The organism is Candidatus Methylobacter oryzae (genome assembly GCF_003994235.2).
GTDB lineage: Bacteria > Pseudomonadota > Gammaproteobacteria > Methylococcales > Methylomonadaceae > Methylobacter_A > Methylobacter_A oryzae.
Genome location: NZ_RYFG02000121.1, coordinates 262548 through 289376 on the forward strand (window position 1 = coordinate 262548; position 26829 = coordinate 289376).

The 26829-nt window shown below is 45.3% G+C and carries 24 protein-coding genes; 12 read left to right on the forward strand and 12 right to left on the reverse strand.

Translation table 11 applies throughout. The annotated features are described in order from the left end of the window. Positions 1 to 14: 14 nt before the first annotated feature. The 4 genes from EKO24_RS21925 to EKO24_RS21940 all read left to right on the forward strand — a co-directional run bounded on the left by EKO24_RS21925 (position 15) and on the right by EKO24_RS21940 (position 2676). Positions 15 to 680: a cobalamin B12-binding domain-containing protein gene (locus tag EKO24_RS21925; RefSeq protein ID WP_127026697.1), complete on the forward strand. Its 666-nt coding sequence runs from the start codon at positions 15 to 17 to the stop codon at positions 678 to 680. Next, on the forward strand, positions 677 to 1294 hold the full coding sequence (locus EKO24_RS21930; protein ID WP_127026696.1) for a DUF1638 domain-containing protein: 618 nt from the start codon (positions 677 to 679) through the stop codon (positions 1292 to 1294). Before EKO24_RS21925 ends, EKO24_RS21930 begins: the two co-directional genes overlap by 4 nt. Before the next feature lie 91 nt (positions 1295 to 1385). Then, a complete protein-coding gene (locus EKO24_RS21935; RefSeq protein WP_127026695.1) occupies positions 1386 to 1613 on the forward strand; it encodes a hypothetical protein in 228 nt (75 codons plus the stop codon). Positions 1614 to 1749: 136 nt separating this feature from the next. After that, positions 1750 to 2676, forward strand: a complete 927-nt coding sequence (locus EKO24_RS21940; protein ID WP_127026694.1) for a GNAT family N-acetyltransferase — start codon at positions 1750 to 1752, stop codon at positions 2674 to 2676. Positions 2677 to 2717: 41 nt separating this feature from the next. Here EKO24_RS21940 and nosR read toward each other — a convergent pair whose 3' ends face one another. The 6 genes from nosR to EKO24_RS21970 form a co-directional block, all read right to left on the reverse strand. Next, positions 2718 to 4115 (reverse strand): response regulator c-di-GMP phosphodiesterase, NosR family, encoded by a 1398-nt coding sequence (gene nosR, locus EKO24_RS21945; protein WP_127026693.1) that lies wholly within the window; start codon positions 4113 to 4115, stop codon positions 2718 to 2720. Between the two features lie 18 nt (positions 4116 to 4133). Beyond that, positions 4134 to 5945 (reverse strand): bacteriohemerythrin, encoded by a 1812-nt coding sequence (locus EKO24_RS21950; RefSeq protein WP_127026692.1) that lies wholly within the window; start codon positions 5943 to 5945, stop codon positions 4134 to 4136. 73 nt (positions 5946 to 6018) lie between these two features. Further along, on the reverse strand, positions 6019 to 6822 hold the full coding sequence (locus EKO24_RS21955; protein WP_127026691.1) for an HDOD domain-containing protein: 804 nt from the start codon (positions 6820 to 6822) through the stop codon (positions 6019 to 6021). Position 6823: 1 nt separating this feature from the next. Further along, on the reverse strand, positions 6824 to 7672 hold the full coding sequence (locus EKO24_RS21960) for a response regulator (protein WP_127026690.1): 849 nt from the start codon (positions 7670 to 7672) through the stop codon (positions 6824 to 6826). A gap of 688 nt (positions 7673 to 8360) precedes the next feature. Further along, the gene (locus tag EKO24_RS21965) at positions 8361 to 8762 is read right to left on the reverse strand and encodes a glycine zipper 2TM domain-containing protein (RefSeq protein WP_127026689.1); all 402 of its coding nucleotides are present in this window, start codon (positions 8760 to 8762) and stop codon (positions 8361 to 8363) included. A gap of 146 nt (positions 8763 to 8908) precedes the next feature. Then, on the reverse strand, positions 8909 to 9223 hold the full coding sequence (locus EKO24_RS21970; protein WP_127026688.1) for a glycine zipper 2TM domain-containing protein: 315 nt from the start codon (positions 9221 to 9223) through the stop codon (positions 8909 to 8911). Positions 9224 to 9548: 325 nt separating this feature from the next. Between EKO24_RS21970 and rapA the strand changes: the two genes are divergently transcribed. From rapA to EKO24_RS21990, 4 genes are all read left to right on the forward strand, one after another. After that, a complete protein-coding gene (gene rapA, locus EKO24_RS21975) occupies positions 9549 to 12362 on the forward strand; it encodes an RNA polymerase-associated protein RapA (protein ID WP_127026687.1) in 2814 nt (937 codons plus the stop codon). A gap of 158 nt (positions 12363 to 12520) precedes the next feature. Continuing rightward, positions 12521 to 13366, forward strand: a complete 846-nt coding sequence (locus EKO24_RS21980) for a CvfB family protein (protein WP_127026686.1) — start codon at positions 12521 to 12523, stop codon at positions 13364 to 13366. Positions 13367 to 13559: 193 nt separating this feature from the next. Further along, positions 13560 to 14246 (forward strand): hypothetical protein, encoded by a 687-nt coding sequence (locus EKO24_RS21985; RefSeq protein ID WP_127026685.1) that lies wholly within the window; start codon positions 13560 to 13562, stop codon positions 14244 to 14246. 152 nt (positions 14247 to 14398) lie between these two features. Then, positions 14399 to 15505, forward strand: a complete 1107-nt coding sequence (locus tag EKO24_RS21990; RefSeq protein WP_143733404.1) for a J domain-containing protein — start codon at positions 14399 to 14401, stop codon at positions 15503 to 15505. A gap of 64 nt (positions 15506 to 15569) precedes the next feature. Here EKO24_RS21990 and EKO24_RS21995 read toward each other — a convergent pair whose 3' ends face one another. From EKO24_RS21995 to EKO24_RS22005, 3 genes are all read right to left on the reverse strand, one after another. Further along, the gene (locus tag EKO24_RS21995; protein ID WP_127026684.1) at positions 15570 to 17756 is read right to left on the reverse strand and encodes a putative bifunctional diguanylate cyclase/phosphodiesterase; all 2187 of its coding nucleotides are present in this window, start codon (positions 17754 to 17756) and stop codon (positions 15570 to 15572) included. A gap of 2 nt (positions 17757 to 17758) precedes the next feature. Then, positions 17759 to 18529, reverse strand: a complete 771-nt coding sequence (locus EKO24_RS22000) for an oxygen-binding di-iron domain-containing protein (protein ID WP_127026683.1) — start codon at positions 18527 to 18529, stop codon at positions 17759 to 17761. A 173-nt stretch (positions 18530 to 18702) separates the two neighbouring features. Continuing rightward, positions 18703 to 20397, reverse strand: a complete 1695-nt coding sequence (locus EKO24_RS22005) for a glycoside hydrolase family 17 protein (protein WP_127026682.1) — start codon at positions 20395 to 20397, stop codon at positions 18703 to 18705. Between the two features lie 212 nt (positions 20398 to 20609). Between EKO24_RS22005 and EKO24_RS22010 the strand changes: the two genes are divergently transcribed. Continuing rightward, positions 20610 to 21209: a GNAT family N-acetyltransferase gene (locus EKO24_RS22010; protein ID WP_127026681.1), complete on the forward strand. Its 600-nt coding sequence runs from the start codon at positions 20610 to 20612 to the stop codon at positions 21207 to 21209. Further along, a complete protein-coding gene (locus EKO24_RS22015) occupies positions 21199 to 22071 on the forward strand; it encodes a carbon-nitrogen hydrolase family protein (RefSeq protein ID WP_127026680.1) in 873 nt (290 codons plus the stop codon). Before EKO24_RS22010 ends, EKO24_RS22015 begins: the two co-directional genes overlap by 11 nt. A gap of 165 nt (positions 22072 to 22236) precedes the next feature. Here the strand turns inward: EKO24_RS22015 and rpoS are convergent, their stop codons facing one another. Genes rpoS through EKO24_RS22030 form a run of 3 tightly spaced genes read right to left on the reverse strand, consistent with a single transcriptional unit; the run spans position 22237 to position 24638 of the window. Continuing rightward, on the reverse strand, positions 22237 to 23220 hold the full coding sequence (rpoS, locus tag EKO24_RS22020) for an RNA polymerase sigma factor RpoS (protein ID WP_127026679.1): 984 nt from the start codon (positions 23218 to 23220) through the stop codon (positions 22237 to 22239). 41 nt (positions 23221 to 23261) lie between these two features. Beyond that, positions 23262 to 24125, reverse strand: coding sequence for a peptidoglycan DD-metalloendopeptidase family protein (locus EKO24_RS22025; RefSeq protein WP_161990645.1), 864 nt, complete (start codon positions 24123 to 24125; stop codon positions 23262 to 23264). A gap of 48 nt (positions 24126 to 24173) precedes the next feature. Beyond that, complete coding sequence (locus EKO24_RS22030) at positions 24174 to 24638, reverse strand: DnaJ domain-containing protein (protein ID WP_127026677.1); 465 nt, start codon at positions 24636 to 24638, stop codon at positions 24174 to 24176. Between the two features lie 387 nt (positions 24639 to 25025). On the opposite strand from EKO24_RS22030, the gene mobB reads away from it, so the two are divergent. Then, positions 25026 to 25553: a molybdopterin-guanine dinucleotide biosynthesis protein B gene (gene mobB, locus EKO24_RS22035; protein ID WP_127026676.1), complete on the forward strand. Its 528-nt coding sequence runs from the start codon at positions 25026 to 25028 to the stop codon at positions 25551 to 25553. Further along, positions 25546 to 26790 (forward strand): molybdopterin molybdotransferase MoeA, encoded by a 1245-nt coding sequence (gene moeA / locus EKO24_RS22040; protein ID WP_127026675.1) that lies wholly within the window; start codon positions 25546 to 25548, stop codon positions 26788 to 26790. Before mobB ends, moeA begins: the two co-directional genes overlap by 8 nt. Positions 26791 to 26829 lie beyond the last annotated feature (39 nt).

Sequence of the window (26829 nt, forward strand, 5' to 3'; positions counted from 1 at the left end):
ACGGAGCGCGGACAATGTTTGATTTCTATATTCAATCCTACAACGAAGCTGTTTTCGATACCGATAAACAGGCGGCGCTGGATGTGGTCAACAAAGCGTTGAGCGACGGCTTAAGTCCTGAAGATGTAGTGTTTAAACTGGTGATTCCGGCGCTTGAAACGATGATGGGACGCATCGAAAAAGATCCCGACTCCAATCTGGCCCAGCATTTTATGACAGCGCAGATTGCCGCCGATGTTACTGAAAAAATGCTGGAAAAGTTCGCGCAACCGCCGGAAGCGGTCGGGCGGGTGATTATCGGCGCGGCTCATGGCGATCTGCACTCGTTGGGCAAGCGCATCGTGACTGGCTGCTTGAAGGCATTGATGGTCGAGGTGATCGATTTGGGGGCCAACATTAGCGCCGAGCAGTTCGTCGCTGCCGCGATTGACGAGCAGGCGCAGGTGATTGCGGTTTCGGCGATGATGGCGCATACCGCGCTAGGCGAGAAAGGCAGCCTGCAGGTGCGCGCGTTGTTACGGGAGCAAGGATTGGAAGACAAGGTCAAGATTGCGGTAGGCGGAGCGCCTTACCGTTTCGATCCCGAACTTTATATTAAAGTCGGCGCCGACGCCTGGGCGCCGGACGGCGTGACGGCGGCCAAAGTCATTGTGCAGTTGATTCGCGAGGTGAAACCATGAAGCTGCTTGAGGTATTTGAAAATCAGCCGCCATTGGCGATGGTCGGTTGCGGCATTCTTCGCAAGGAAGTGAATTTTTTGATCGAAAAGAACGGCTGGAATGTGCATACCCATTTTCTGGATTCGGCTTTGCATAATTACCTGAATCGGCTGTCGGTCGAATTGAACAGGGCGCTGGACGAACGCGAAGAACTCGGCGAGAAAACTGTAGTGTTTTATGGCGGTTGTCATCCGTTGATGGAAAATTATCTGGAAAAACACCATACCTGCCGCACTCACGGCCAGAATTGCATTGTAATGCTGATAGGCTATGAGCTGTTTATGACGGAGCTGGAAAAGGGAGCTTATTTTTTATTGGAAGATTGGGCGCTGATCTGGGAGCCGATGATTACCGCTTGTTTTGGAATGAATATGACGGTGGTTCGCGAGATATTTCACAGCAGCCATAAATATCTTCTTGCTCTCAGAACGCCGTGTAACAGCGATTTTGTCGAAGCGGCCAAAACCGCCGCGCGCTTTGTCGATTTACCGTTGCAATGGATGGATGTCGGTCTTGAACATTTGGAGTCGGTTTTGGCAGACGCGATTCAGCGACGTCTGGAAGACAGGCAATGAGCGAGCTTCCTCTTCTTATCGTAACCAATATAACCGGAATAGCTTGCGTGTCGGGATTGGTTTTTAGGCGGGCTGCAGGTCCTAAGCATCCATGTCCGGCATTAATATTCAGCAGTATCGGGCATTGCCCGAATATCGAGAGATTGGTGAAATCGTCGTCCCTAACAGGATGGTGTCAGCAGGGCCGATTGATGGGGTATCGGATTCCACGGGTTTGTTCCGTTTGTTTTGGACGTTGACGTTTATAGCAGGCCGGTTGTCGATTCCTTTATTGTCGGCATCTATACAACATTGGCTGCCGCTAAATGTAGAGATTTAAATATGAGCAATCTATTGAATATAAGTTAAAGGGTGTTGTTTAATTATGAAAGCTTTATTGCGATTGCATGGTGGCAATGCCGGACATGACATGTATACAAGATAAGCTTTAATTATTTGAATAAAAGGAGAGCAATATGCTGCTACGTCCACTTAATGAGGGTGATCGAAATGAGTATGCAGTTATGTTGCACCGCTCATTCAATACGTGGTATCGCGCACATGGCTGGCCGTCCGATTATTTTAAATACGGGGCTGAGCAGACGGGAATTTTTCTTGATGTTTATAATGCTATCAGTCCCGGTAGCAGTGTTGCCGCATTTGATTCGAATAGCGGGAAACTCATGGGAGCCTGTTTTTTTCATCCGCGCGAGCATCATGTCAGTCTCGGCATCATGTCGGTCAATCCTGATTATTTTCAACGCAGGATAGGGCGAGCGCTGGTCGATTATATTACCGGTTTTGCCGATTCACATCGTTATGCGGCGCTACGTTTGGTTAGCAGCGCTATGAATATGGATTCATTTTCCCTGTATAACCGCTCAGGTTTCATTCCCAGGGCCAGCTATCAAGATATGGTATTGCCGGTGCCGATTGCCGGGCTTCAAGTGCATTACCCGCTACGCGACCGGGTACGCTACGCGGTTCCGTCCGACGTTAGTGCGATGGCGGCGTTGGAAATGGAAGTCAGCGGTATCAGTCGCATCAACGATTATCGCTATGCCATCGAAAATCCGCACGCTATATTACAAGCCCTGGTATTTGAAAATTCTGACGGGGTTGTTGATGGTTTTATGATTTCGATTAAACACCCTGCATTGCATATGCTTGGGCCTTGCGTCGCACGTAGCGAGAAGATTGCATTGGCGTTATTACTGCAGGCGACGGAGCGCTTTCAGAATGCAACGCCGCTGTTTATCGTTCCGGTGGACAAACGCGAGCTGGCTGAAACGCTTTATGCTTGGGGCGCGCGTAATGTGGAAATACATCTGTTACAAGTACGAGGTAAGTTTCAGGCTTTTAACGGAGTCAATTTACCGAGTTTTCTGCCGGAGACAGGATGAGTCTCGCTACATCGAACAACGCAAGGCAGGTTTGTGGGCCATTACTTTTTACCCACACGAATTTTAATGACGGGGTTCTTGCCGGTATTCTCTCTTAGTGAATTGATATTACTGATTGTTTTGTGATCAATGACGCAATTTCTAATATAAGGTTTACCCTCAAAGTAGACGCTTTCTATTTCCATGCCCGGTTTCAGTTGTATCCATGAAATTTCCACTACAGGCCGCTCTACGGTAGTATTCGAAACATCAAATAGCCTGCTGTTTCGCCATGATTTTTCGAGACTAGGTTTCTCTACAATAATGTCCTCTTCAACATCGGCGTCCTCTCTAAGCACTTGAATGAAAGCGTCGATGACCTCAGGATCATAATAGCTTTCTTTCCGGCTCATTAATTGATTGATTGTGGCGCTGACAGACATCGCTTCGCCGGTCATCGCACCTTCGAGATACGAGATATAGTCGCCAACTACGCTCAGAATGCGGGAGCCTAACGGAATCTTTTGCTTAGCGAGACTGTCGGGAAAGCCCGAGCCGTCATAACGTTCGTATTGATGACGGATGAAAATAGATGCGCCTTTTAACTGAGTCAACCCCTTTAATAAAGTCTCGCCTTCTACCGCATGATTTAAATAACGGCGTATGTCGGCAAGCGGTATCGAATAATAGGGCTCAGAGAGCAAACTATCTTGCAAGCTCATTTTGCCGATTTGTATCAGTAACCCGGCATAGAAAATATTCTGCTTTTCTTCCGTGCTCATGCCCAGTTTGCGTGCAACCAGTAAGGATTTTTCCGCGATATATTTTGATTGTCCGCTTTTAATGCCAGGACGCATTTCTATGATGCGCGAGAATGCTTTAATAGAATCGATGTATTGTTTTTTTAAGTTATTATTCGCTTGGTCAAGATGCTGCATCGTGTTTTTGAGCTGTTCGGTACGCTGCTCGACTTTCTCTTCCAGGTGTTCGTTGAGCTCTTTTAATTCTTTATTTTGTTGATGGACAAGCTCTGATAAACGATCCCGTTCTTCGCGCAGGCGTTTTTGTTCCAGGGCATTGCGGACCAGCAGCTTAAGTTCTTCGTCATTCCAGGGTTTATTGCAGTAATTGTAAATGCGCCCTTTATTGACTGCGTCAATGGTCGATTGCAAATCGGCGTAGCCGGTCAGCAAGATGCGGATCGTGTCAGGCCACTGCGTGAAAACTTGGGCTAAGAATTCCGCGCCGTTCATTTCCGGCATGCGCATATCGGAAATAACCAGGTCGACGGGGTATTGTTGTAGGATTTCCAGGCCTTCGGCGCCGCTTGAGGCAAAGTAGGTTAAGCACGCTTCATGATGAAACAAGCGGCGCAAGGCCTTAAGCACATTCGCTTCATCGTCGACAAACAATATTGCGGCAGGTTCGTCATTAGTAACGGTTGGCAGATCTGTCAGCATAGTAATTCCAGCTCTATTTCAATTCGTACGACCGCCATCTGGCGCATTTTCATTAGACACGCCATTAATAGGTAAGATAATTCGAAAGCTCGTTCCTTGACCTACTTGACTGCTCAGTTGAATCTCTCCTTGATGTCTTTGGATAATGCTGTAAGAGACGGAGAGGCCTAATCCGGTTCCTTTACCAACCGGCTTGGTAGTAAAGAAAGGATCGAAAATTTTGCTCAGATGTTCAGAAGCGATGCCTTTGCCGGTATCGCTGATTTCTACCCACACGCGATCGTTTGTTGTTCCGGTTCGCAAGGTAATAATGCCTTTATCTTCAATGGCATGTGCCGCATTGATCAGCAAATTCATAAACACCTGGTTAAGCTGATGGGGCAAACATTTTACTTCAGGTAGACAACCAAGTTCTTTGACTACTTTCGCTTTGTATTTGATTTCATTATTAACAATATTAAGCGTGCTTTCAAGACCTACGTGCAAGTCGGCCCATTGCCAATCGTCATCGCCGCCGAGACGAGAAAAGTCTTTCAAATCTTGAATGATTTTTTTTACCCGTGTTGCGCCTTCATGCGATTCTTCCAATAAATCGAGAACGTCGGTTTTTAAAAACTCAAGATCGATTTTTTGCTTAAAGGCTCTAATTTGTTTGAGCTGGCCGGTGTCGTCGGTAATTGTTTCAGCTTTTTCATAAATCGCAATCAGTGCCAGTAAATTATCGATATAGTTTTTTAACGAGCTCAGGTTGGAATTGATATAGCCGATGGGATTGTTGATTTCGTGCGCCACGCCGGCGGCTAATTGGCCGATAGATGCCATTTTTTCCGACTGTAACAAGTGCATTTGCGCTTCTTGTAGTTGTTTGTTCAACAGCAGTTGTTGGTTTTTTTCAAATTCCAGTGTTTTATTAATTTTGATAAGTTCTTGAGTGCGTTTTTCAACTTCCTCTTCTAATTGTGCATTACTGCGCGCCAGCACTGTTTCGGCTTGTTTTTGCGAGGTAATGTCCATGCCGCAACCCATCAAGCCGGCAAAGCTGTTATTTTTACGTACTCTAGGTACTGCTGTTTCGTAGATCCAGGTGATTTTGCCGTTGGTATTGAGTACGCGGTATTGGATTTTGAATTTACTGAGTTCTTTAGCCGCACGTATATAGGTTTGGGTGACATTGTCCCGGTCTTCCGGATGTATCCTGTTTAACCATTGTTCGCGTGTGAGCGTGTCGGCTTGTAAATTAAAAGTGGTAAACCAGAAGTGATTGCAAAAAATCGGCACATGGTTAGCGTTGGTAATCCAGATCAATGCCGAGATATTTTCGGCCAGTTCCTTAAAGCGGTTTTCACTTTCGCGCAAAGCAGAATATAAATTGCTTTGCATGATTTCATGGTGTTCTTGTTTATCAATTTGAATTTGCGCCGCATCAATGCCTTTAATAAGGCTGAGCGCCATTTGCTTGTCGGTACTGAGGATGTGGTGACAAAGCCAGTTGACCAAGTAGTCCATCAAGTCTTCTGAAAGCGTATTAACATCGGTCTCGACTTCGCGCTGGACCGTTAGCATTTTGGCTACAAACTCTCTATGTTCCGCTTCATGGATAACATACAGCGTTGGGTTGAATTCTGCAGCCAGCATCAGTTGTTCTTCATGCTGAAAGTGGTACACCGTATAATTGATTAAGTCATTGATAATTTTGATCAGGGTGTCGCGTTCGGCGCCGATAGCAACAGCTTCGTCTAATTGGTTAGTCAAATCGATTAGATGTTTATGTTGCTTATCAACGGAGTCTATGCCTAGCTCCAGTTGACTGTTCCAATTCAAGATAGTCATGTCGTTTGTAAGAAACCAAAGAAGAGTGATACCGGTATTATGGCATAATTCCCTAGGTGTATATTTTTGTTGTTCAGTGCCGGCTAATAACGTGATCGGCAAATTGTTGGGCGGTATTGGCGCAATATGCGGCTTGATCGATTGAAACGTTAAGTATTGTAAGTGCTTTCTCTAAAACTGATTTATCGGGTTGTTCGGTTTTAAGCATTAATAAATTGGCGGTATAGACTAGCAGCCCAAGTGACTTGCTGGTATTGGAAATGGGCGGTGTTTCATGTTGTTCGATAGCTTCTTGGATAACTACTGGAAGATTCCAATATTGCGCGGCTTTTCCCCCTATAATCGTATGATTAAAACCTAAAATCTGTTGTTCCGCTTCTATTCCAAATGATGCGGATACGGTGATTAGTTGGCTAAATTTGTCCGGAAAGAGTATCGCAATTAATATATCCCCGATGTCATGCAGTAAACCCGCTGTAAACGCAAGATCAGGATTGGAAGAGGTGCAATTTGCAAGGAGTCGGGTGCATTCGGCAACGCCTATGCTATGGCGCCAGAATAGGTTGTAATTAAACTCAGTATGTTGTACGGGCAGCATTTTCGAAAAGCAGATGCTAATTAACATGTCTCTTATCCGATTAATGCCTAGCAATACAATGGCTTCTCGCAAAGAGCCAATTTCCCTGGACATGCCGTAAAAAGGCGAATTGACGATGCGTAGTATACGTATCGCCATCGAGGGGTCTGAGCTGATTTGATCGGCTAGCGCCGATAAGTTTTGTTGTTTGTTATTAATCTGTTCTAACGCTTCCATAAGCAATGCCGGCATCGACGGCAAATTCGCTAAACATGCAAAATTATCGTTTAAGGCGGGCATTTCAATTCTCCTTTAATGGCGATAGTGCAATAACAATTCCTTTGGACTGACTAATACCACCCATAGTGTTCATATGGACATGTACGGAAACCCCCTTATTCAACGTTATAATTCCGGCATCAAACTGTACAAGATTACTAGGGTAGTGGTCTTGTAATAATTTTAAAAGCACTTCCGGTAAAACATCGCCCGCCATAAGGCCGAGCAGGCAAATGCCGGTAGGCTGACAGAATATTTCTTCGGCACGCCGGTTGGAAACCACGATCATGTTTTGTTCGTCAATACCGATAATGCCTATGGGTAAGTATTCAAGAATCTCCTGTGAAATTTGCAGCAAATTGATACTGTGTATAATCTCGCAAGTTTTATCCGCTACTTTTTGCGCAAGATTTTGATTGAGTCTGGAAAGTTTGTCATTGACAGCTTGGAGCTCTTTAGTCAGACGTAAATTCTCTCGCTCCATTTCATAATATTGAAATGCTTCGCGAATGTTATTCTTGAGCAAATCGTCATCCCAAGGTTTGGTTAAAAACTTATAAATCGCACCGTCATTAATAGCGTTGGTAATCGATTCAAGTTCAGTATAACCGGACAAGACAATGCGCAATGTTTTGGGATAAAGCAATTTAACTTTACGCAGGAATTCTATGCCGGTCATATGAGGCATGCGTTGGTCGGAAATGATAACGCCCACTTCATGCTCTGCCAATAAGGCAAGTCCTTCTTCGCCGCTATTGGCTATCAGGATGGTGTAACCATCGTTTCGCAAGGTACGCTTAAGAGCATTGGTGATGTTGACTTCATCATCTACCAGCAAAATAGTGCGTGGAGTTTTTGATAATTTAATCATGAACGGATACCTAAAAATTGTATTTCGAGGTTCTCCAGTTAAGGTAAAAAACGGCTTAGGAGGGCTTCAAAAATCAAGTATGGCGTAGAGAATTACAATGTTCCGTGGAACGTGAAAATGTATTTAACATAAAATTAATACAAGCTTGCCGATCTTTGCACTCTATAGATTCAGATGTATAGCTTAGTGTCTTGGCAGAGCCGATATTTATATTTATGGTTTTGACCGGTTTGCATGCTGCTTGTTTTGATGATTGGCCCCTGCTTCCGAGAGTTTGAGTATAACACCTTTCTTTTCGGCAAAGGAACCGCCTCTGGCTTTATTATTTAACGGCGCATCTTCGTTGTATTTACAGTTGGTAACGACTTCAGGTATGTACGGGAGGGCGTTTAACGGAAAATTTCTTAATGACTGATGTTACGCATTTAGTTGAATTTAGACTTAAGGCGTCGCTAGCGCGACAGTTTATTTGAATCGGGTTCTCGCACCTGAAGGTGCGATACTTTTCACCCAGCAGGCCCCCAGTCGATGGCGATTCAAATTTGCCCCCCCACAGGCTATGATCGGCGCGGCAAACGGGAGATGTTCACTCTGTGCGTAATATCTGTTAGTGAGACGCTAAGGGATTAAACCGGAAAGGCTTAATCCCTTATTTATCTTTAGTTAGCTATCTGTATGGCTTTGAGATTTATCTCATTCCGTTGCCTAGAAAAGAACCGGCAGCTGCGCCCAATCCGGTAGCAATAGGATCGCCGCTACCCAGTTCATAGCCAAAAACACTGCCTATTACGCCGCCGGCTAAGCCTTGGTGCGAACGTGGATCGCCTGAATATTGCGCTTGTCTTTGATAATAGTTAACTTGGGGCTGCGGATAATAGTTAATTTGCGGTGCCGGGTAATAATTGATTTGTGGTTGGGGATAATAGTTTATTTGCGGTTGCGGATAATAGTCGTGATGGTGGTGCCCATGGTGATGTTCCCAGCCGTGACCGCCGTGGTGCCTCCAATGCCCCCAATCATCGGCATACGATGCAGATGAAAATAGCGTAATGACAGTGGTTAATTGAATTAAAAAAAGTAACTTTTTCATGGTCTTCTCTCTGAAATTATTCGGTTTGTTGTTAGGTTAATTAAGATCAAATTTGTCGGTTAAATAGATGAGTTATTTATACCCAAAGGGCATAAGTTTCGTATGAGCGGACAAGCCGCTCAACTCAGCTTTAAGGTTAAATCGTATCAGCGTCTGCCTGCGATTCCGTTGCCCAGAAAAGAACCGGCAGCTGCGCCCAATCCGGTAGCAATAGGATCGCCATTGCCTATTTCGTAGCCTAAAACGCTACCGACAACGCCCCCAGCTAAACCTTGATGAGATCGTGGGTCTTGATAATTTGAATACCTAGGCTGTTCCGGATAGTATCTCGCTTGTTCCGGATAATAATGCTTATGGTGTCCTCTTCCATGACCGTGGCCTTCTCCTCCGGACGCATATGATGAGGACGAGTAAATAATTGCCAACATAAACAGCGGACTTACAAAAAACGATTTTTTCATGGTTATCTTCCTTAAATAATTAATTTAGTATGCACCCGGGTTGACCGACAAAGGCGGATTGACCAGTGATAAGCTTTGAATTCATATTATTCGTCTTAACCTTAATGGCCCCTTAACGAATGCAGAGGTTTTTGAGGAACATTAAAGCCCATTCTTATATCCAAAGGGCATAAGCAGGGTTTGAGCAGGCAAGCCGCTCAACTCAGCTTTATACCGCGGCGCTGTTACATGAAGCTGATTAATTGCCGGAATAATTCTGCTGTCTCGCTTATAATGTTAGCCTACTCGAATCAATATTTACCCAATCTTAATGGCATCTTAATAAATGGAACAGTTTATCCCCGGTCAACGCTGGATTAGTAACACCGAGTCTGAACTCGGCTTAGGTCTTATTCTCGATGTGGCGCACAAGCGGGTCACCGTGCTTTTTTTAGCGTGCGACGAAAAACGTATGTATGCGCAAGATAATGCGCCGTTAACGCGCGTCCGGTTTTCTGTAGGCGACATTATCGAGTCGATTGATGAAGATAAAGTAACTGTAACCGGTTTAACCGAGCAGGGCGGCTTAATTACGTATATTGGAAAAAACGAGTATGGACAGGAAGTTCAGCTCGATGAAGTGGAACTGAATCATCATATTCAATTTAATAAGCCTCAGGATCGCTTGTTTCTTGGCCAAGTTGATCCCAGTGCTTGGTTTTTATTGCGCTATGAAACTTGGCGCAGATTGCAGCAACATCAGCAGTCCCCGGTTAAAGGCTTGCTGGGCGGTCGCGCGTCTCTTATTCCGCATCAGTTATTTATTGCGCATGAGTCGGCTAACCGGTCGGCACCGCGAATCATGCTGGCCGATGAGGTCGGTTTGGGTAAAACTATCGAAGCCGGCCTGATTTTGCACCATCGATTGATTAACGGCTTGAGTAACCGGGTCTTGATTATCGTGCCGGAAACGTTGTTGCATCAATGGCTGGTCGAAATGCTCCGGCGTTTTAATTTGCGTTTTAGTATCTTTGACGAGGCTCGTTGTCTTAATACTTATGCGGAAGACGATATGCTCGCTGAAGAGGAAACGAAGGATGATGACGAGAATCCGTTTTTAAGCGAACAATTGATTTTATGTAGTCAGCGCTTTTTCTCCAATTATCCTCGTCGTCAACAACAGGCTATTGACGCAGGTTGGGATATGGTAATCGTCGACGAGGCACACCATCTGGAATGGAGCGAGCAAGCTCCTAGTGCCGATTACCTGTTTGTCGAGCAATTGGCCCAGGTTTCTCCGAGCTTGATCTTATTGACCGCAACGCCGGAACAGCTGGGTAAGGAAAGTCATTTCGCAAGGTTAAGGCTGCTCGATCCCGATCGTTTTTACAACTTTGCTGCTTTTGTCGAGGAAGAGCGCCTATTCGAACCGGTGGCCAACGCGGCTAAGTCCCTGCTTGCCGACAAAACCTTGGATGAAAAGGAGCAACAGCATCTAGTCGAGCTGCTTAAGGATGACAATGTTGATAGCTTGATAAAAAATCTGAACGATCCGGAAAAATCGGCGGCAGCACGCGATGCGTTGATTAAAGTATTGCTGGATCATCATGGTACCGGGCGGATTTTATTCCGGAATTCGCGGCAAACGGTACAGGGCTTTCCTGAGCGGGAACGTTATGGATACGCGTTGAGCGGCCGTCCGAATACCGATGATTGGCAGCAAGACTTGCGTTATTTATGGCTCGTAGACAAAGTTAAGGAATTGGCCGGACAGAAAGCCTTGGTTATCTGTAAGCAGGCGCAAACTGCAATTGACTTGGAACAAACCCTGAAGAATCGCGCCGGTATTGCATCGGCTGTGTTTCATGAAGGGATGAGCATTATCGAGCGCGACCGGGCGGCCGCTTTTTTTGCCGATCCGGAAAGTGCGGCACGGCTGTTGATTTGTTCCGAAATCGGCAGTGAAGGTAGAAATTTCCAGTTCGTCCATCATTTGATATTAATGGATTTACCGACCAATCCCGATTTATTGCAACAGCGTATAGGCCGTCTTGACCGTATAGGGCAAAAACACATTATTCAGATTCATGTGCCTTATCTAGAGCATACCGATAATGAAGTGCTGTACCGTTGGTATGATGAGGGCCTGAATGCGTTTGCTTGTAACAGTTCATCGGCTCAGCGGGTTGCGGATATTCTGCACGATGAGCTGAGCGCGGTTTTGGAGAGCAAAACCCCAGCTGATATTGACAGTCTTATTGTCAAAACAAAGACGTTAAGCGTTGAACTTGAAGCGGAAATGCATAATGGCCGCGATCAATTGCTGGAATTGAACTCTTGCCGCAAGGAGTTGGCCGATCAGCTTATCGATCAGTTGAATGCCTATGAGAAGGAAGGCGTGCTGTGGCCTTATATGGAGGATGTTTTCGAATGTTACGGCGTGGATACCGAGTTCCATTCGCCGGATTGCTTCATTGTCCGTCCCAGCGACCATTTGCGCGTGTCGCATTTTCCCGGGCTAACCGAGGATGGCATCACCGTTACCGTTGATCGGCATATTGCGTTGGCGCGGGAAGATATGCAGTTTATGACTTGGGAACATCCGATTGTCACGGCGTCGATGGACATGGTGTTGTCCAGCGAAACCGGCAACGCCGCGATCAGTGTGATCAAACACAGCGATCTTAAAGCGGGGCAGTTTTTGCTGGAGTGTTTGTTTATTGCCGAATGTAGCGCACCTGCCGAGTTACAGATCGGGAGGTTCCTGCCGCATACGCCGATTCGGGTGTTGGTTGATCAAAACGCCAAGGATTTAAGCGCGGATATCGATCACCGCGATTTGGTTGAAGCGGGTATCAAGTTTGATAAACATAAGATCATTGCTTTTTTGAGCAGCCAGAGACCGCATCTTGTCAATTTAGTGAGTGTGGCCGAGCAAAAAGCCAAAGCCGATATGCAGCAATTGGTTGAGCAAGCAACCCAAGCCATGTTGGAATCGCTAAGCAGTGAGATAAAACGCTTGGTCAGATTGAAAAAAGTAAATCCGACAATCAGAACTGAAGAAATCGAGCAGTTAAAAGATATGACCATGCTTGCGCATGAAAATATCCAGGCTGCGCAATTGAGGCTGGATGCAGTCAGGTTTTTGATTACCAGTTAATACAGGGCATTAGCGCAAGTGATATTAAATATTCACCACGAAGTTCTGTATTTTCTTCGTGCTCTTCGAGTCTTCGTGGTGAGTTTAAACTACTTTTATCGCTTGAATTAAGTACGACCGTTCGCAAGCCATAGCAAATCAACCAAATCAAATAACTTATGATAAGAATCGGCAAAATAAATAAGCTGAAAGTTGTAAAACAACAAGGCGCTAATGTTTATCTGGATGATGGAGTTTCGGCAAAGGTACTGTTGGCGGACAGAAAGTTGCCCGCAAACTGCCAAGTTGGCGATACGCTCGATGTATTTGTTTACGTGGATTCAGAAGGCCATTTGGCGGCCACTACAAAGAAACCATTGGCTCAGGTGGATGATATAGCTTGGCTAAAGGTAGTGTCGCTTAATTATGTCGGCGCGTTTCTGGATTGGGGCCTGCCTAAAGATTTGCTGGTCCCTTTTAGTGAACAACATCATGAGATGGAAGTAGGGCGGTCTTACTTAGTCAAGGTGTTTCTTGACGATCAAAGCCGCATTGCGGCAACCACCAAAATAGATAAATTGCTCAGCGACGAAGGCGGTGACTTTGAAGCCGGCCAAAAAGTTTCATTGATTATTGCCGACAAATCCGACCTGGGCGTTAAAGCTATCATCAACAATAGCTACTGGGGTATGTTGTATCAGAACGAATTGTTCCAGCCGGTCAGCAAAGGCCAGAAGCTGGACGGTTATATTAAGCAAATACGGGACGACGGTAAAATTGATCTTAGCTTACATCAGCCGGGATACGGCAAGGTCGTTTCGCTGACCGACAAAATTTTGGCTAAGCTGGAAGCCAATAACGGGGTCTTGATGCTAAGCGATAAAAGCCCGCCGGAAGACATTTATGCCGCGTTCGGGGTTAGTAAAAAAGTATTTAAACAGGCAATCGGCGCACTCTACAAACAGCAATTAATCATAATTGATAAAAGTGGAATAAAGCTGGCCAATAGCTTGGATCGCAAATAGAAGATGGCTTTGAACGTAAGAATTGCGGACATCATTGCCGAATATTCACTGCCTGAGACTAAAGTTTGGCGGGCAATAGCCGACTAATACTTAACATTGACTATGCCTTCGTATCGAGCATTAAACAATAAACTTGTTGCGTTTGGCTCTACTGAATACGTTAAATCGTGATAATTAAAACAGGAGATTAATCATGACTACTTTTAAATCTTGGTTGCTTGCGTTATCGCTGGTAACTTTTAGTCTGATGACCAATGTGGCAACGGCCGCCGCAATAAAAGTCTCAGTCAGTTTTCCGAAAGGCAGTGCGGGCGAAAAAATTGCAAAAACATTGCCCACTTCTACCAAAATTTCACCTTGCAACGATATTACAAAAACCGATGCCGTAACATTTACGGCAGTCTATGACGCAACAAATCCTGCTTCTACTACGGCTGCACCGCTATCTCCTTTGGATCTTCACCTGTTTTTTTATAATCCCGATGCCGTTAACGGAGCCAATAAATTTTATTCGATCAGCAAGGGGCTTATAGGTGCAACGACGACCGGGGTTTCCGTAACAGCTTATGCTGATGCGGCCGCCATTCAAGCTGCTATGACGGGAGGCACACTAATTCCCTATTTGGCTGGAGCTAATAATTTCAATACGGCTTCATTTACAGAAGTTGTATTTGGTTCGTCTATTCGTTTGGATGTCGCAGGAGGAGGTGTTGGTACCGGACTAAATACAGGCACATGGCAATTGATCGGCATTTTGGCCGACTCTGCTACAGTTGATTTTACAGACCCTGCTACATGGACTGCTTGGGATGTTGTAACCGTGATGTTTGGTATGCCTTGGAAAGGCACTGCGGCAACAACGCTGGAAACTTGCCAATAACAAGTTGTTGAAATTGTTTGGTGGGCATTCTATCTATTTCCCGCCATCCCATAGCATTCACATGGAGGTCGAGTATTTAAAGTAGGTGTATTATGTGATTGTGTGGATTAGATACTAAGACATGAAAGCCCATCCGTGGAATTGGAAACTATATGGCTAAATTCAAAACACATTACGACAGCTTAAACGTATCGCGTAATGCACCTGTAAGCGTTATCAAAGCCGCTTATAAAGCCCTTTCCCAAAAGTATCATCCGGATAAATACGCAGGCGGGCATGATGAAGCGTTACGGATAATGAAAACTATCAACAGCGCTTACGCAGTTTTATCGGATTCCAACAAAAGATCCGAACATGATCAATGGATAGAAAAGCAGGAAAGGGCGCAAGCGCTTAATGAAGCGCAGCGCATAATGCAAATTGTCTCAAAAAGTTATGCCACACCGTCAGCGGCAGAGGTAGCGCTTAAAAGAAGTTCCTTCTCTCTCTTTTTGGCAACAATCAATAAATTTTGGAAAAGTATCTGCTCGCTTGTGGACAAGATACAGCTTTTCATTATTCATACCTTAAAAAAACCAAACCGAATTTTTTGGATTGCTAGCATTATCGGTATCGTGCTTGTGGTAAGCATCTTTTACGTGCCTGGGTTCAAATCAACGGCAGTAATGGCTCCCCCTGTTAATCAACAAGATATTGCCGAGATTATGAAAAAGGCCGCGAAGTTTGGTAGAGAAGGTCAAGTGCAGAAAGCACTATCGCTCTATTTGCAGTTGGCGAAACAGGGAAATGCAGACGCACAGTTTAATGCCGGCTTGATATATGCGAATGGGCAAGGCATTGCCAAAGATGATGAACAAGCGCTTGAGTGGTTTGACAAGGCCGCTAAACAAGGACACAGAGAAGCGCAAACAAAGCTGGGTTTTATGTATGCGACTGGAAAAGGTGTAGCGCAGAATTATAATCTGGCCGTTTATTGGTGTTATAAGGCGGCTGAACAGGGCGATGTTATTGCCCAATATAATCTGGGCATGATGTATTTAAAAGGACAGGGCGTGGTGAAGGATAACAGTCTAGCCGTTGCCTGGCTCAGCAAAGCCGCTGCACAGGGAGACGCTCGAGCTCAATACAGTTTGGGCGATATGTATGCCAATGGCGTAGGGGTGGCAAAGGATAATATGCAAGCATTGAGTCTGTACCGTAAAGCTGCAAAGCAGGGTTTGGAGGAAGCGGCCGCGGTTTTGAGACAGTTGGAACGATAAGTTTTGCGTTATTGGCAAGAAAACTACATGAGCTTAGTCGGTGAGTGATACCGTAATATTTAAATCAAATCTTCAAAGCTAGCCGCATTTCAGGCAGCGGCATGCTGATGTGATAGCCTTGGGCGAAATTGATGCCCATATCCTTAAGAGCCTCCCAAATTTCTTGATTCTCGACAAATTCGGCGATAGTAAGAATATCCAGATCCTGGCATAGCCGGGATAAATTACGCACCAAAGCGTAATCCACTTTAGAGGTCAGAATATTGCGAACAAAGGCGCCATCGATTTTGACATATTCAAAGCGTAATTCACGCAAATAATGAAACGAGTTATAACCGGTGCCGAAATCGTCCAAAGCGAAAGCAAAACCTTTCCGGCGCAGATTGGTCAGGAAACGGCGCATATTGGTCATATCGCCGATCGCATCACGTTCAAGTAATTCAAATACAATACTTTCAGGAGGAAGTTGCAGTTCCTGACAAAGATCTTCCGCATAGCCTAAAATACCGCGCCCTTGAATTTCTTGTACCGATAAATTGATAAAGATCTTCGCATTCGATTCCGGAAGATTAGCATCGATACAAGCGCGTTTTGCAGCAAAAGAATTATTAATCATTGCGAGGTCTAGCTCTCGCGCCAAGCCATATTTTTCAATCGTTTCGATAAATGTCGCCGCCGAAGTTGTCTCTCCTGTCGGTGCTTTAAGCCGGGCCAGCGTTTCAAAGGCATAGAGTTCGCCGGTTTGACAGTTAACAATCGATTGATAGTAAGGAATAATACGCTTTTCTTTTAATGCCTCGCGCAGATTTTCCGCATTATCCCGCGTTTCACGAATACTGACGCGTTGCTCCGCTGAGTTAAAGGTACAGACACTGTTTTTGCCTATGTCTTTAGCTTTATACATGGCAAGATCGACGCCTTCCAGCAAATTATCGATAGTTACTCCATTAATGGGATAACTGCTCACGCCTATCGAAACGGTCAAATGAAATTGATTGCCTTGTGCTGACGATAGTGCCATTTCCCTTAGCGCACGGCCTATATTTTCAGCCACTATCCGCGCGCCGTTGGGATCGGTTTCGGTCAGGATAATCGCAAACTCGTCTCCGCCGACACGAGCGCATAAATCGCCTTTACGCGTATGCTCAAGTAAAACGGTGGCGACGGCGCACAGCGCCGTATCGCCAGTGGGATGGCCATAGGAATCGTTAATGTCTTTAAAGTCGTCCAGATCAAGCATGAGTACGCTAAACTCATGATGATGACGCTCGGAACGCCCGATTTCATAATGTAAAAGATCGTTAAATTGCCGGCGGTTATGCAGCCCGGTCAGCGGGTCATGCGCCGCATAGTATTCCAGTTCTAAAAGCGTGCGCGATAGGACCTTGCTGGAGCCTACAACCATGACCATGACTGCGAGTATGGCGCGAATGACGCTGGCTTCTTGTGCGGATAGTGTGCTTTCTGCTGCGTAAGCAACGCCTAATAAACCCGCTAAATTGGGTGAATGATCGGCTACGGGGACGCTAATCATACGGATATCTAAAGCGGTCTTGATTTCGGCTCCGCAATGGATATGAAACTCTTCAATATCCAGCGGCGCGTCGGAAGGCAGGCCAATGCTTTGAAGCATTTGTTTGCTTAATATGCCACGGGCTTGCGAACGTATCTCATCCGAGCATGCGCCAAGATAGTACAAGTAGAGCGATAAGCCATTTTCCTCCGCAAACGCGATGTAAAAAAAGTTGAACGGAAAAATGGAATAAAAATCCGCCAGAATTTCCTGTACAAACTCTTTCCACTGGGAGATATGTTCGTGCGACAGGATAATGCGCTCTAACACCCGGCTTTGCCGCTCCAACAAGTCCTTTTCAATCAAAACAGATGATAGTTCAAGCAATGTCTGATTAAATTCAATCATCAGATCTTGGATGTGTTGATTGGTAGATGCCCATTGATCATTGTATTGCGGAAATAATAAGTCGAGGCTTTTATCCAATCGGGTGCAGGTATTGATAATGTGGGTAATTGTTGGGATCAGGGCAATCATGGCTGCGGAGTCGTTTGCCGCCATGGTCGACATAGTTGTTAACAATTTACTGATAACCTCTTGGCGCATGTTCTGGTTAAGTTCGGACAAACTTGTAGCATAGCGCTGGGCACGTGACTGGTTTTCTAAGATTCCGGCAATTTGGCTGATGACCTTAAGGCGCAAAGTCTCCAAATGAGTTGGTTGCGATAAACTATTCATGCTTAATCTTCCTTTGAAAAGCGCCCACCTGATTGCATTAAATCAATGCCGCATTTTAAGTTTTTGAGCCAGCTTAGAAAATCTTGTACCGCATTACCTCGGTAAACAGGTCCATGCTGCGGAGCGATCATGGCGATATCCAAGTCGGCAATAGTATCTAGCCAACAGCGTATTGCTTTATTAGAGCACATGTAACGCCGGTGGAATCCGTCGATATAGGGAATATGAGCAGAGAAGTCGTCTACGAAAGCTTCGTTTTTATCACTAGGCAACATTGCTGCGCCAATATCGCCAGTGAATAGAATTTTAGAAATAGGATCATATACATTAATTTGCCCTTCGGAGTGTAGAAAATGGGCAGGTACGATTTTTAGTTTGAAATCGGGCGATGGTTCACAGTCCATGCCTTCGTTGGGTACGCCGATAAACCGGGCCATATCCTTTAAGCCGTAATGAGGTAAAAAGCGTATCCAAATGCTGGACACATAAACTGGCGAGTGGCACAGTTCCAACCAAGTCGACAGGCCTCCAACGATGTCAGGGTCTTGATGAGACAGGAAAATAGCTTTGATTTGTTCTGGTCCTACGTAACGCAGCATCTCCGCCAGAACGCGGGGCATTACTCCAAAACCGCCTGGATCGAGCAATACCCCGTCATTATGATGCGTGATCAAATATTGATTGGAACGTACCCCGTCTTCTTCGCCCGGTTCACTTTCATTAAGTAAAATGAAGCGATGATTGGCGGATTCAAACAATTTAATGTTACGCATATTTTCCTTAATTTTTTGCTGGGTTAGAACTTTATATTTTCCCTAGTTTACTTCAGGTTATTTAAGAAAGTATAGAATCTTTTTAATGCGTAATCAGTTTAAAAAATGTTGTATTGAAGTAAAAATTTATAAGCAAAGAACAGTTATTGAACGGCAAATAGGTATGGTATTTACTATTTGCCGGTTTTGTTGCCACTCACTAGGAGCGGTAAGGTGAGAATGGCCAGGCACGCTAGCCAGATCACCAGTTGATAGTTGGTTGCAGAAAAAATAAAGGCAACGCCAATTCTTTCGGCGATGTTCGGATAAGCAAGGATAAAGTCCCTACCTATTATGAACGCTTTGGTTTCCCAGATAGTAAGGGTCAAGCTCATAGCCAGTAAGGCATAACCTATTATCTTATCCTGATCCGCTTTGGCATTTTGGTGGCCTGCCAATTTGTTAATGTCCATAAGCGGCAGCGACCATGAACACTCGGTAATAATGCTGATGATCATTAATCCGAAGATTCCCATAACAGGGATATAAAACGATGGGGTCGGAAAGCTGATATAGCGTCCGTCTATTGCTAAACCAAAAGTTTTATAAACGGCAAATCCGGCAAACAATATGTAGAGCGTATAAATCCAGGCGCCAAATTTTGGATCAGCCGCTCGATTGGTCAATAAGCTATAGCCGCGCTGCAATATCAATCCTGCTAAAACGGCGTTTAAGCCCACGGTTAATAGTGTCTGGAAACGCTGCCAGTTGCTGTAACTGGTGTACCACAAGTCCCCAGTCATGCTCACCAGTAAGAAGGTAAGGATCTGCGAGAACAGCAAGAAAATCGCAAGATGCATTGAAGATAATGATTTCAACGGCTTCCAACTGTAAGCGACGATGATTAGGAAAAGCATTGTTGAAAGGATGACAGTGTTGAGCCAATCGGGGTTTTCGTACACTAAACCTGTTAAAGGAAAAACCTCTTTACGATCGACCGAGTAAAGTCCCCAGTTTGCCCCGACCACGCCTTCAAGCTCGCTTTTCCACGATTGATTAAAAGCTTCGACGATGTTGTAATCAAAGCCGTTTTGATTGGCGACCTTGATCAACGCGCGGATGAATTTGGCTTCGTTGACTACGCTAGGCACAGACCAGCCGCGTTGACGGCCTTCGCCGGGCCAGCCCGATTCGCCGATCAGTATCGGCTTGTTGGGGGCAATCGTATCAGCTTCATGTTGAACTTGCTTAACAATACGTTCGACATGCTCAGGGGCTTGATCTACGGTGATAGGCTCATCTTCCCAGTAGGGCAGGATGTGGATAGTAATATAATCCACTTCTTTAATTAACTCTGGGTATTTCATGTATATCGACCATACATCCGCATAAGAGACCGGCTGCTTAACCGAGCGTTTGACCTCTCGTATGTATTCGATCAACGTTTTAATATCCAGGTCGCCGCGTAATAACACCTCGTTACCGACAATAATCCTTTTGACCACGTCGGGATTGGCATTGGCGGAACGGATGACCTCTGCGACTTCAGCTTTATTGTCAGCCTTTATAGATCCCAGCCAAGCGCCTTGAATCATCTTTAAGCCATGTTTGCGCGCCAACGCGGGAATGAGCGGCATATTGCCTTCGGCACTGGCATAAGTGCGTATGGAATGAGTTTTGTCGCTCATTAAACGCAAGTCGTCGTCAATTTGTTCGGGCGTGGGAAATTTTTCATCCAATGGGCCTTGGCCCTCCCGAAACGGCGCGAAAGATAGGCTATTGAGTTTTCCGGATGGGACGTCCGCTCCGACGTTCTGAGGCAAGTTAGTTGACCAGCCCAACAAGCCGTTAAGCAAAACGACTAATATAGCGAATGAAGCAATTTTCATAAATGTAAGAGAAGTAACACGAAAGTTTTAAAGACAGGTGTGTGAAATACGCCAAATAAGTTGTTATCAATATCATCTCATAATTGCCACTTTTTGAATATGGGCAGCTTTTTTGTGAAGCCGGGGGCGTTGAAAACCGTTTTTCACGGCTTGAACTACGCAAATTATCGGCGTTCGGCTAAAATGTGCTTCTTTTTTGTTTTTTTAATGTTATGGCTAAAGATATTCGTATTGAAAGATGCAGCGGCCCTGCTCTGGAACGGTTTATTCCAGAACTCGCGCGGCTTAGAATCGAAGTGTTTCGAGATTTTCCGTATTTGTACGATGGAGATATCGATTATGAGAAAAAATATTTGCAGACTTATATCGATTGTCCTGACAGTGTGATCGTCATCGCTTTTGACGGCGATAAAGTGGTCGGTGCATCGACAGCAATTCCGATGAAATATGAAACCGATGAATTGAAAAAGCCGTTTCTTGATCATGGTTACAATTTGGACGAGGTTTTTTATTGTAGCGAGTCGGTGTTGGATAAGAGTTATCGCGGCCTAGGCATCGGTGTTCGTTTCTTTGAAGAGAGGGAGGCTCACGCCAAAAATTTAGGCGGATTCAAGCATATTTGTTTTTGTTGCGTGGAAAGGCCGGTCGATCATCCTAGACGGCCGGCTGATTATGTGCCGCTGGACCAATTCTGGAACAAGCGCGGTTATGTCAAACATCCTGAACTTCATACCTCTTATGTTTGGAAAGATCTGGATGATGCGAACGAAACCCCTAAACCTATGACTTTTTGGTTAAAACATGAAAGTTAAAATTGCAACGGCCCAATACGACATCGGCTTTTTGGAAAATTGGCAGCAGTATCAAAGTAAAGCTGAGCGCTGGGTTGCAAAAGCGTCGGAACAGGATGCGAAGATTTTGCTTTTCCCCGAGTACGCCAGCATGGAGCTGGCCTCGCTATTCGGCGAAGACGTTTATTCATCCTTGAGCAAGCAATTGGCAGCCATGCAGTCGCTGCATAATGACTATTTGTCCTTGTTCCAGGGCTTGGCTAAAAAATACCGGTGCATTATTCAAGCCGGTACATTCCCGGTGGAAACGGATTCTGCCGTGTATCGAAACAGGGCTTATCTATTTATGCCGGATGGTCAAATCGATCATCAGGATAAACTGATGATGACCCGTTTTGAAAACGAGCAGTGGCTGATACAAAAAGGCGATGAATTAAGATACTTCGATACCGATTATGGAAGAATCGCCATCAATATTTGCTACGACAGTGAATTTCCAATGCTGGCAAGAAAGCAGGTTGAAGCAGGAGCGAATCTTATTTTAGTGCCGAGTTGCACGGATACGCTTGCCGGTTATCATCGCGTTAAAATAGGTTGTCAGGCAAGAGCCTTGGAAAATCAATGTTATGTCGTTCAATCAGCCCTGGTAGGCAATGCGCCGTGGTCTGAAGCCGTAGATGTCAATATCGGCGCGGCGGCTGTCTATACGCCAGTGGATCGCGGATTTCCCGATAACGGTATCTTAGCGGAGGGTAATCTTAATGAAGTGCAGTGGGTTTTTGCAGAAGTATCACTGAGTGCTTGCGCCACAGTTCGAGAGCAAGGCCAGGTTTTTAATTATAGGGATTGGCCGTTGCAGACCGCATTTGCAGGATGCCGATAGCAGGAAACATAAAGTTGTTCTGACGCTGTTCATTTGCTTCTGTATTTCCCCGTATAAGGCTGGGTTGAGCCGCTGTCTGCTCAAACGAAACTTATGCCCTTTGGGTAAAACTTGGGGAATACAGGAGCAAATATCCGTCCATGCAGTTATTCATGAAATGTAACGTCAATTAAAAATAGCTTCGAAAGAATAGCCGTTAAATTCCAGAATTTCTTTCATTCTTTTTAACGCATCCATTTGGATTTGTCTGACACGTTCCCTGGTTACGCCCAGTTCTTGAGCTACTTGTTCAAGGGTTGAGCCTTCGTAACCGCAAAGCCCGTAACGGCGGCATATAACTTCGCGTTGTTTTTCGGGAAGTTGAAAGATCCATTTGGCAATATTTTGCTTGATGCGGTCTTCTTGTATTGTTTCAGCCGGCGATAAGCTTTCGCCATCGGAAATCGACTCAACTAAAGGTTTGTCGAAATCCTTGCCGCCCGGGATATCGATGGAGGTAACCCGCTCGTTGAGTTTGAGCATTCTTTCAACTTTATTGACCGGTATAGCCAAATGCTCAGCAATATCTTCGGCATTAGGCTCATGGTCGAGTAATTGCGACAAGTGGCGTTGGGCTTTAAGATAAGTATTCATTTCTTTGACGATATGAATCGGCAAGCGAATGGTTCGCGTCTGATTCATGATGGCCCTCTCAATAGTTTGCCTGATCCACCACGTTGCATAGGTTGAAAATCTAAAACCTCGTTCAGGATCGAATTTTTCAACGGCACGCATCAGTCCTAAATTACCTTCTTCAATCAAGTCCAGTAACGGCAGGCCTCTATTGAGATAACGGCGGGAAATTTTAACGACCAAGCGCAAGTTGCTTTCAATCATGATCCGGCGGGCAGCTTCATCGCCCATCAGAGCCCTTGAGCCATAGATTTTTTCCTGATCTGCGGTTAGTAATTGAGAGCGCGACAGCTCATTCAGATAAACCCGTGTCGCATCCATGCTCTTATCTTGATGCGTTTCTATCGTTACTATTTCATCAATATCCAATGCTTCATTGATAGCGGAACTTGTTTGGAGTTCATCGTCAAAAGGCAAATCGTCGTCAAATAACACGCAAACATCATCGTCTAATAGCCCAACTAACTCTGCTTTCATAATAACCTCTACAGTGTTCGGTCTAAACCGAAATGATTTAATTATTTTTCCGGTAAAAGGTTAATTGGATTTACCGGTTTTCCGTTTTTTCTTATTTCAAAATGCAGTGACGTAAGGTTTGATCCTGCTTGGCCGACTTTTGCAATAACGTCACCTTTTTCAACGGTATATCCTTCCGCGACGAGTAGTTGGCTATTATTCGCGTAAGCGCTTAAGTACAAATCGTTATGTTTGATGATAAGCAAATTTCCGTAGCCGATCAGGCCTTGTCCGCTGTATACGACTTTGCCCGCTTCAGCAGCGCTTACGTCTTGTCCCATTTCGCCAGCTATATCAATGCCTTTGTTATCGACTTCAGAGAAAGATTTTAAAATTTTTCCCTTTAGCGGCCATTGAAAGTTTAACTTTAACATGTTTCCATTATCAATTGAAATAATTGATTTTTTTTGCGCACTACTTCCGCTTTTTTCAGCAGTGATGTTAGACGGTTGGGTTTTATACGACGGCCTATAGGCCAGGTTTGGCGTCGCATTGGGTGAGACAAAGGTTTTTCTCGATGGAATGATTTTGTTGGTAGCCGTTGCGGTTACGGTGTTTTGTTTTGGCTTTGCCGGTACTTCCAAATCCGTTTGCTCAAGCATCGGCGAAGAACTTCCCGGATTCGGGTCGGACACTCTTATTTTTTGGCCTATTTCTATCTTATAAGGCGGGGCAATTTGGTTCCATTGTGCTAGTTGCCGGTAATCGAGATCATAAATCAAGCTTATTGCATACAGCGTATCGCCTTTCTTTACCTGATGAAATTTTGTCTCCTCTTTTTTAACCGCTTTAGAAATATTGGGTGAATTTGTGGTGACAGGCGCATAGTTGCCACCGACAGAGGAGCAGCCATTCAATAAAGCCATCAATGACGCAAGGAAAATCAGCTTTGATGTAACGGATGTCATGGTGGGTTATTTCTTTAACAGAATTTTTTTAGCTAAATTTATTTTGCTGGCTAAATAGTGAGATCCGCCACGATCGGGATGCATTTTTTGCATCAATTTACGATGCGCGGCAATAATTTCCGATTCCGATGCGCCTGCTTTCAAACCTAACACTTCATAGGCCTCTTCTACCGACATCTCGCCTTCAGTCTTTGTTTTATGCCGATGCTGCGATGAGCGTTGTTTTCTGAATTTGAATTCCAGCCATAGCCGCTGCAAATAAGGCGCGTAACGTAACAATATCGGCAACACGGCAACTAAAAGCCAGTTCAAGCGCCCGCTTGCAGCCAAAAAGAGGATGATCAATCCCGCAATAGTTAGAGAAAGTGTTTTGATCTGCTGAGCCGATATTGCCGGCGACTTTTTTAAGCGCGTGCGTATCCAAAAATATGCGCCGACGATCAATAGCAAAATTAGAAAAATTCGAATCAAGGTTTACTCCTGGACTTATGAGCTGTTGTAACTATTCAACATATAGAGAAATTGAACACGGATTAAACGGATAATCACGGGTTTAAATTTGGCTTGGGTTAAAAATCCGTGTAAATCCGCTCCATACCCAAAGGGCATAAGTTTCGTTTGAGCAGGCAAGCTGCCCAATTCCGCTTTATCCGTCTCATCCGTGTTCTATTGGGAACACGCTGAATAGTTACGATTTGTTTAAGATCGTTTTGAAAGCTACCATTCTTTCTTACGCTTAAATTATAGTTAAAGCGGCAATAGCCGTGGTATTACGCCCGTTCCGGTGTTCATGGTATTTGAATAAATAATACCTTAGAATATGACATCTTATGATAACAATCTAATAATTTGGTTGAAATGAAGAATGCACAAATTCCGGTTTTAGGTTTTGTTGCCGCAAGCGGAACCGGCAAAACGACGTTACTGGCTGAATTGATCCCGATTTTGAAACAAAACGGCTTGCGTATCGGCCTGATCAAGCACAGCCACCATGATTTTGAAATCGATCAACCGGGAAAAGACAGTTACCGTTTGCGCAAGGCCGGCGCCTCGCCGGTCATGCTGGTTTCCCGGTATCGGCGCGCGATGATTACCGAGTTCAGCCCGGAAAATGAGCCTCGACTGGACGATCAGTTAAAACAATTCGATCAATCCGAGCTGGACCTGATTTTGGTTGAAGGTTTTAAGACAGAGCAGTTTCCTAAAATTGAATTGCATCGCTCCTCGCTTGAAAAGCCCTTGCTTTACCCTAACGATCCGGACATTATCGCGATAGCGGCGGATGCCGAACTCAACACGCCGGACTATTTGGTGCAACTGGAACTCAACCGGCCGCAAATGATTGCCGACTTTATTCGAAACCATCTGATGAAAAGCCATGATTGACGCATGCAGCCAGGAATTCAAGCCATTGCAGTCTATTGACGACGCCCTGGACAAAATTAAAGCCGCGATAAAACCTGTCGACGGTACCGAAAAAGTGATGTTGAACGAAGCCCTGGGACGGATACTGGCAGAGCCGGTTCTTTCCCCGATCAATATTCCCCATGACCGGAATGCGGCTATGGACGGCTATGCATTTGCAAGCAGGGACATAATTGACGGACAAGCATTTACGCTGACTTTGGCCGGCGTTTCCTGGGCCGGCCGGCCGTTTGCAGGGCGATTGCAACCCGGCCAGTGCGTCAGGATTTTTACCGGAGCGGTGGTGCCGGAGCAAGCCGATTCAGTCATCATGCAGGAACACGTTCAGGCTGACGGGCAAGCGGTACATTTTCCAGCCAATACGCAAGTCCGGCAAAATGTCAGGAAAATCGGCGAAGACGTAAAACAAGGCGCCTGCTTAATAGCCGAGCCTAAACAGCTGACGGCGGTCGATCTGGGGTTACTGGCTTCAGCCGGAGTTGAGCAAGTTATCGTTAAGCGCCGTTTGAAAATCGCCTATTTTTCCACCGGCGACGAATTGACCGCACTGGGCAAACCGCTGGAGCCCGGAAAAATTTACGACAGCAATCGCGCCATGCTGGGTGGGTTATTGGCGGACCAAAGCTACAGCCTGACCGATTTGGGCGTTATTGCCGACAATAGACAGTTGCTTGAAGATAGTTTTATTAAAGCCTCAAAGGATTACGATGTGATCATCACGACCGGCGGTGCTTCAGTCGGCGAGGCCGATTACGTCAAGGAAACCCTGCAAAGCTGCGGCGAAGTCAATTTCTGGAAAATTGCGATAAAACCCGGTAAACCGCTGGCTTTCGGCAGGATAGGGCAGTGTTGCTTTTTTGGACTGCCCGGTAATCCGGTTGCCGTGGCCGTAACCTTTCAACAGGTTGTCGCTCCGGCGTTAAGGCAGCTTTCCGGCGTTGCTTGTTTAACAGCCTTAAGGCTGACTGCGATTTGTACCTCGGCATTAAAAAAATCTGCCGGAAGGAAGGAGTATCAGCGCGGCATTCTTAGCCAAGATAAAAACGGCGAATTTTTCGTCGCTTCAGCGGGGCAACAAGGCTCGCATATTCTTAGCTCGATGAGCCGGAGCAATTGTTATATCGTTTTGCCGGAAGAATCTAAAGGCGTTCAGGCGGGGGATAAGGTAACCGTCGAACCGTTTAGCTTGTTGCTATAACGGACTCGAATATTGAATAAAAAAACGAGCTCATTCGGG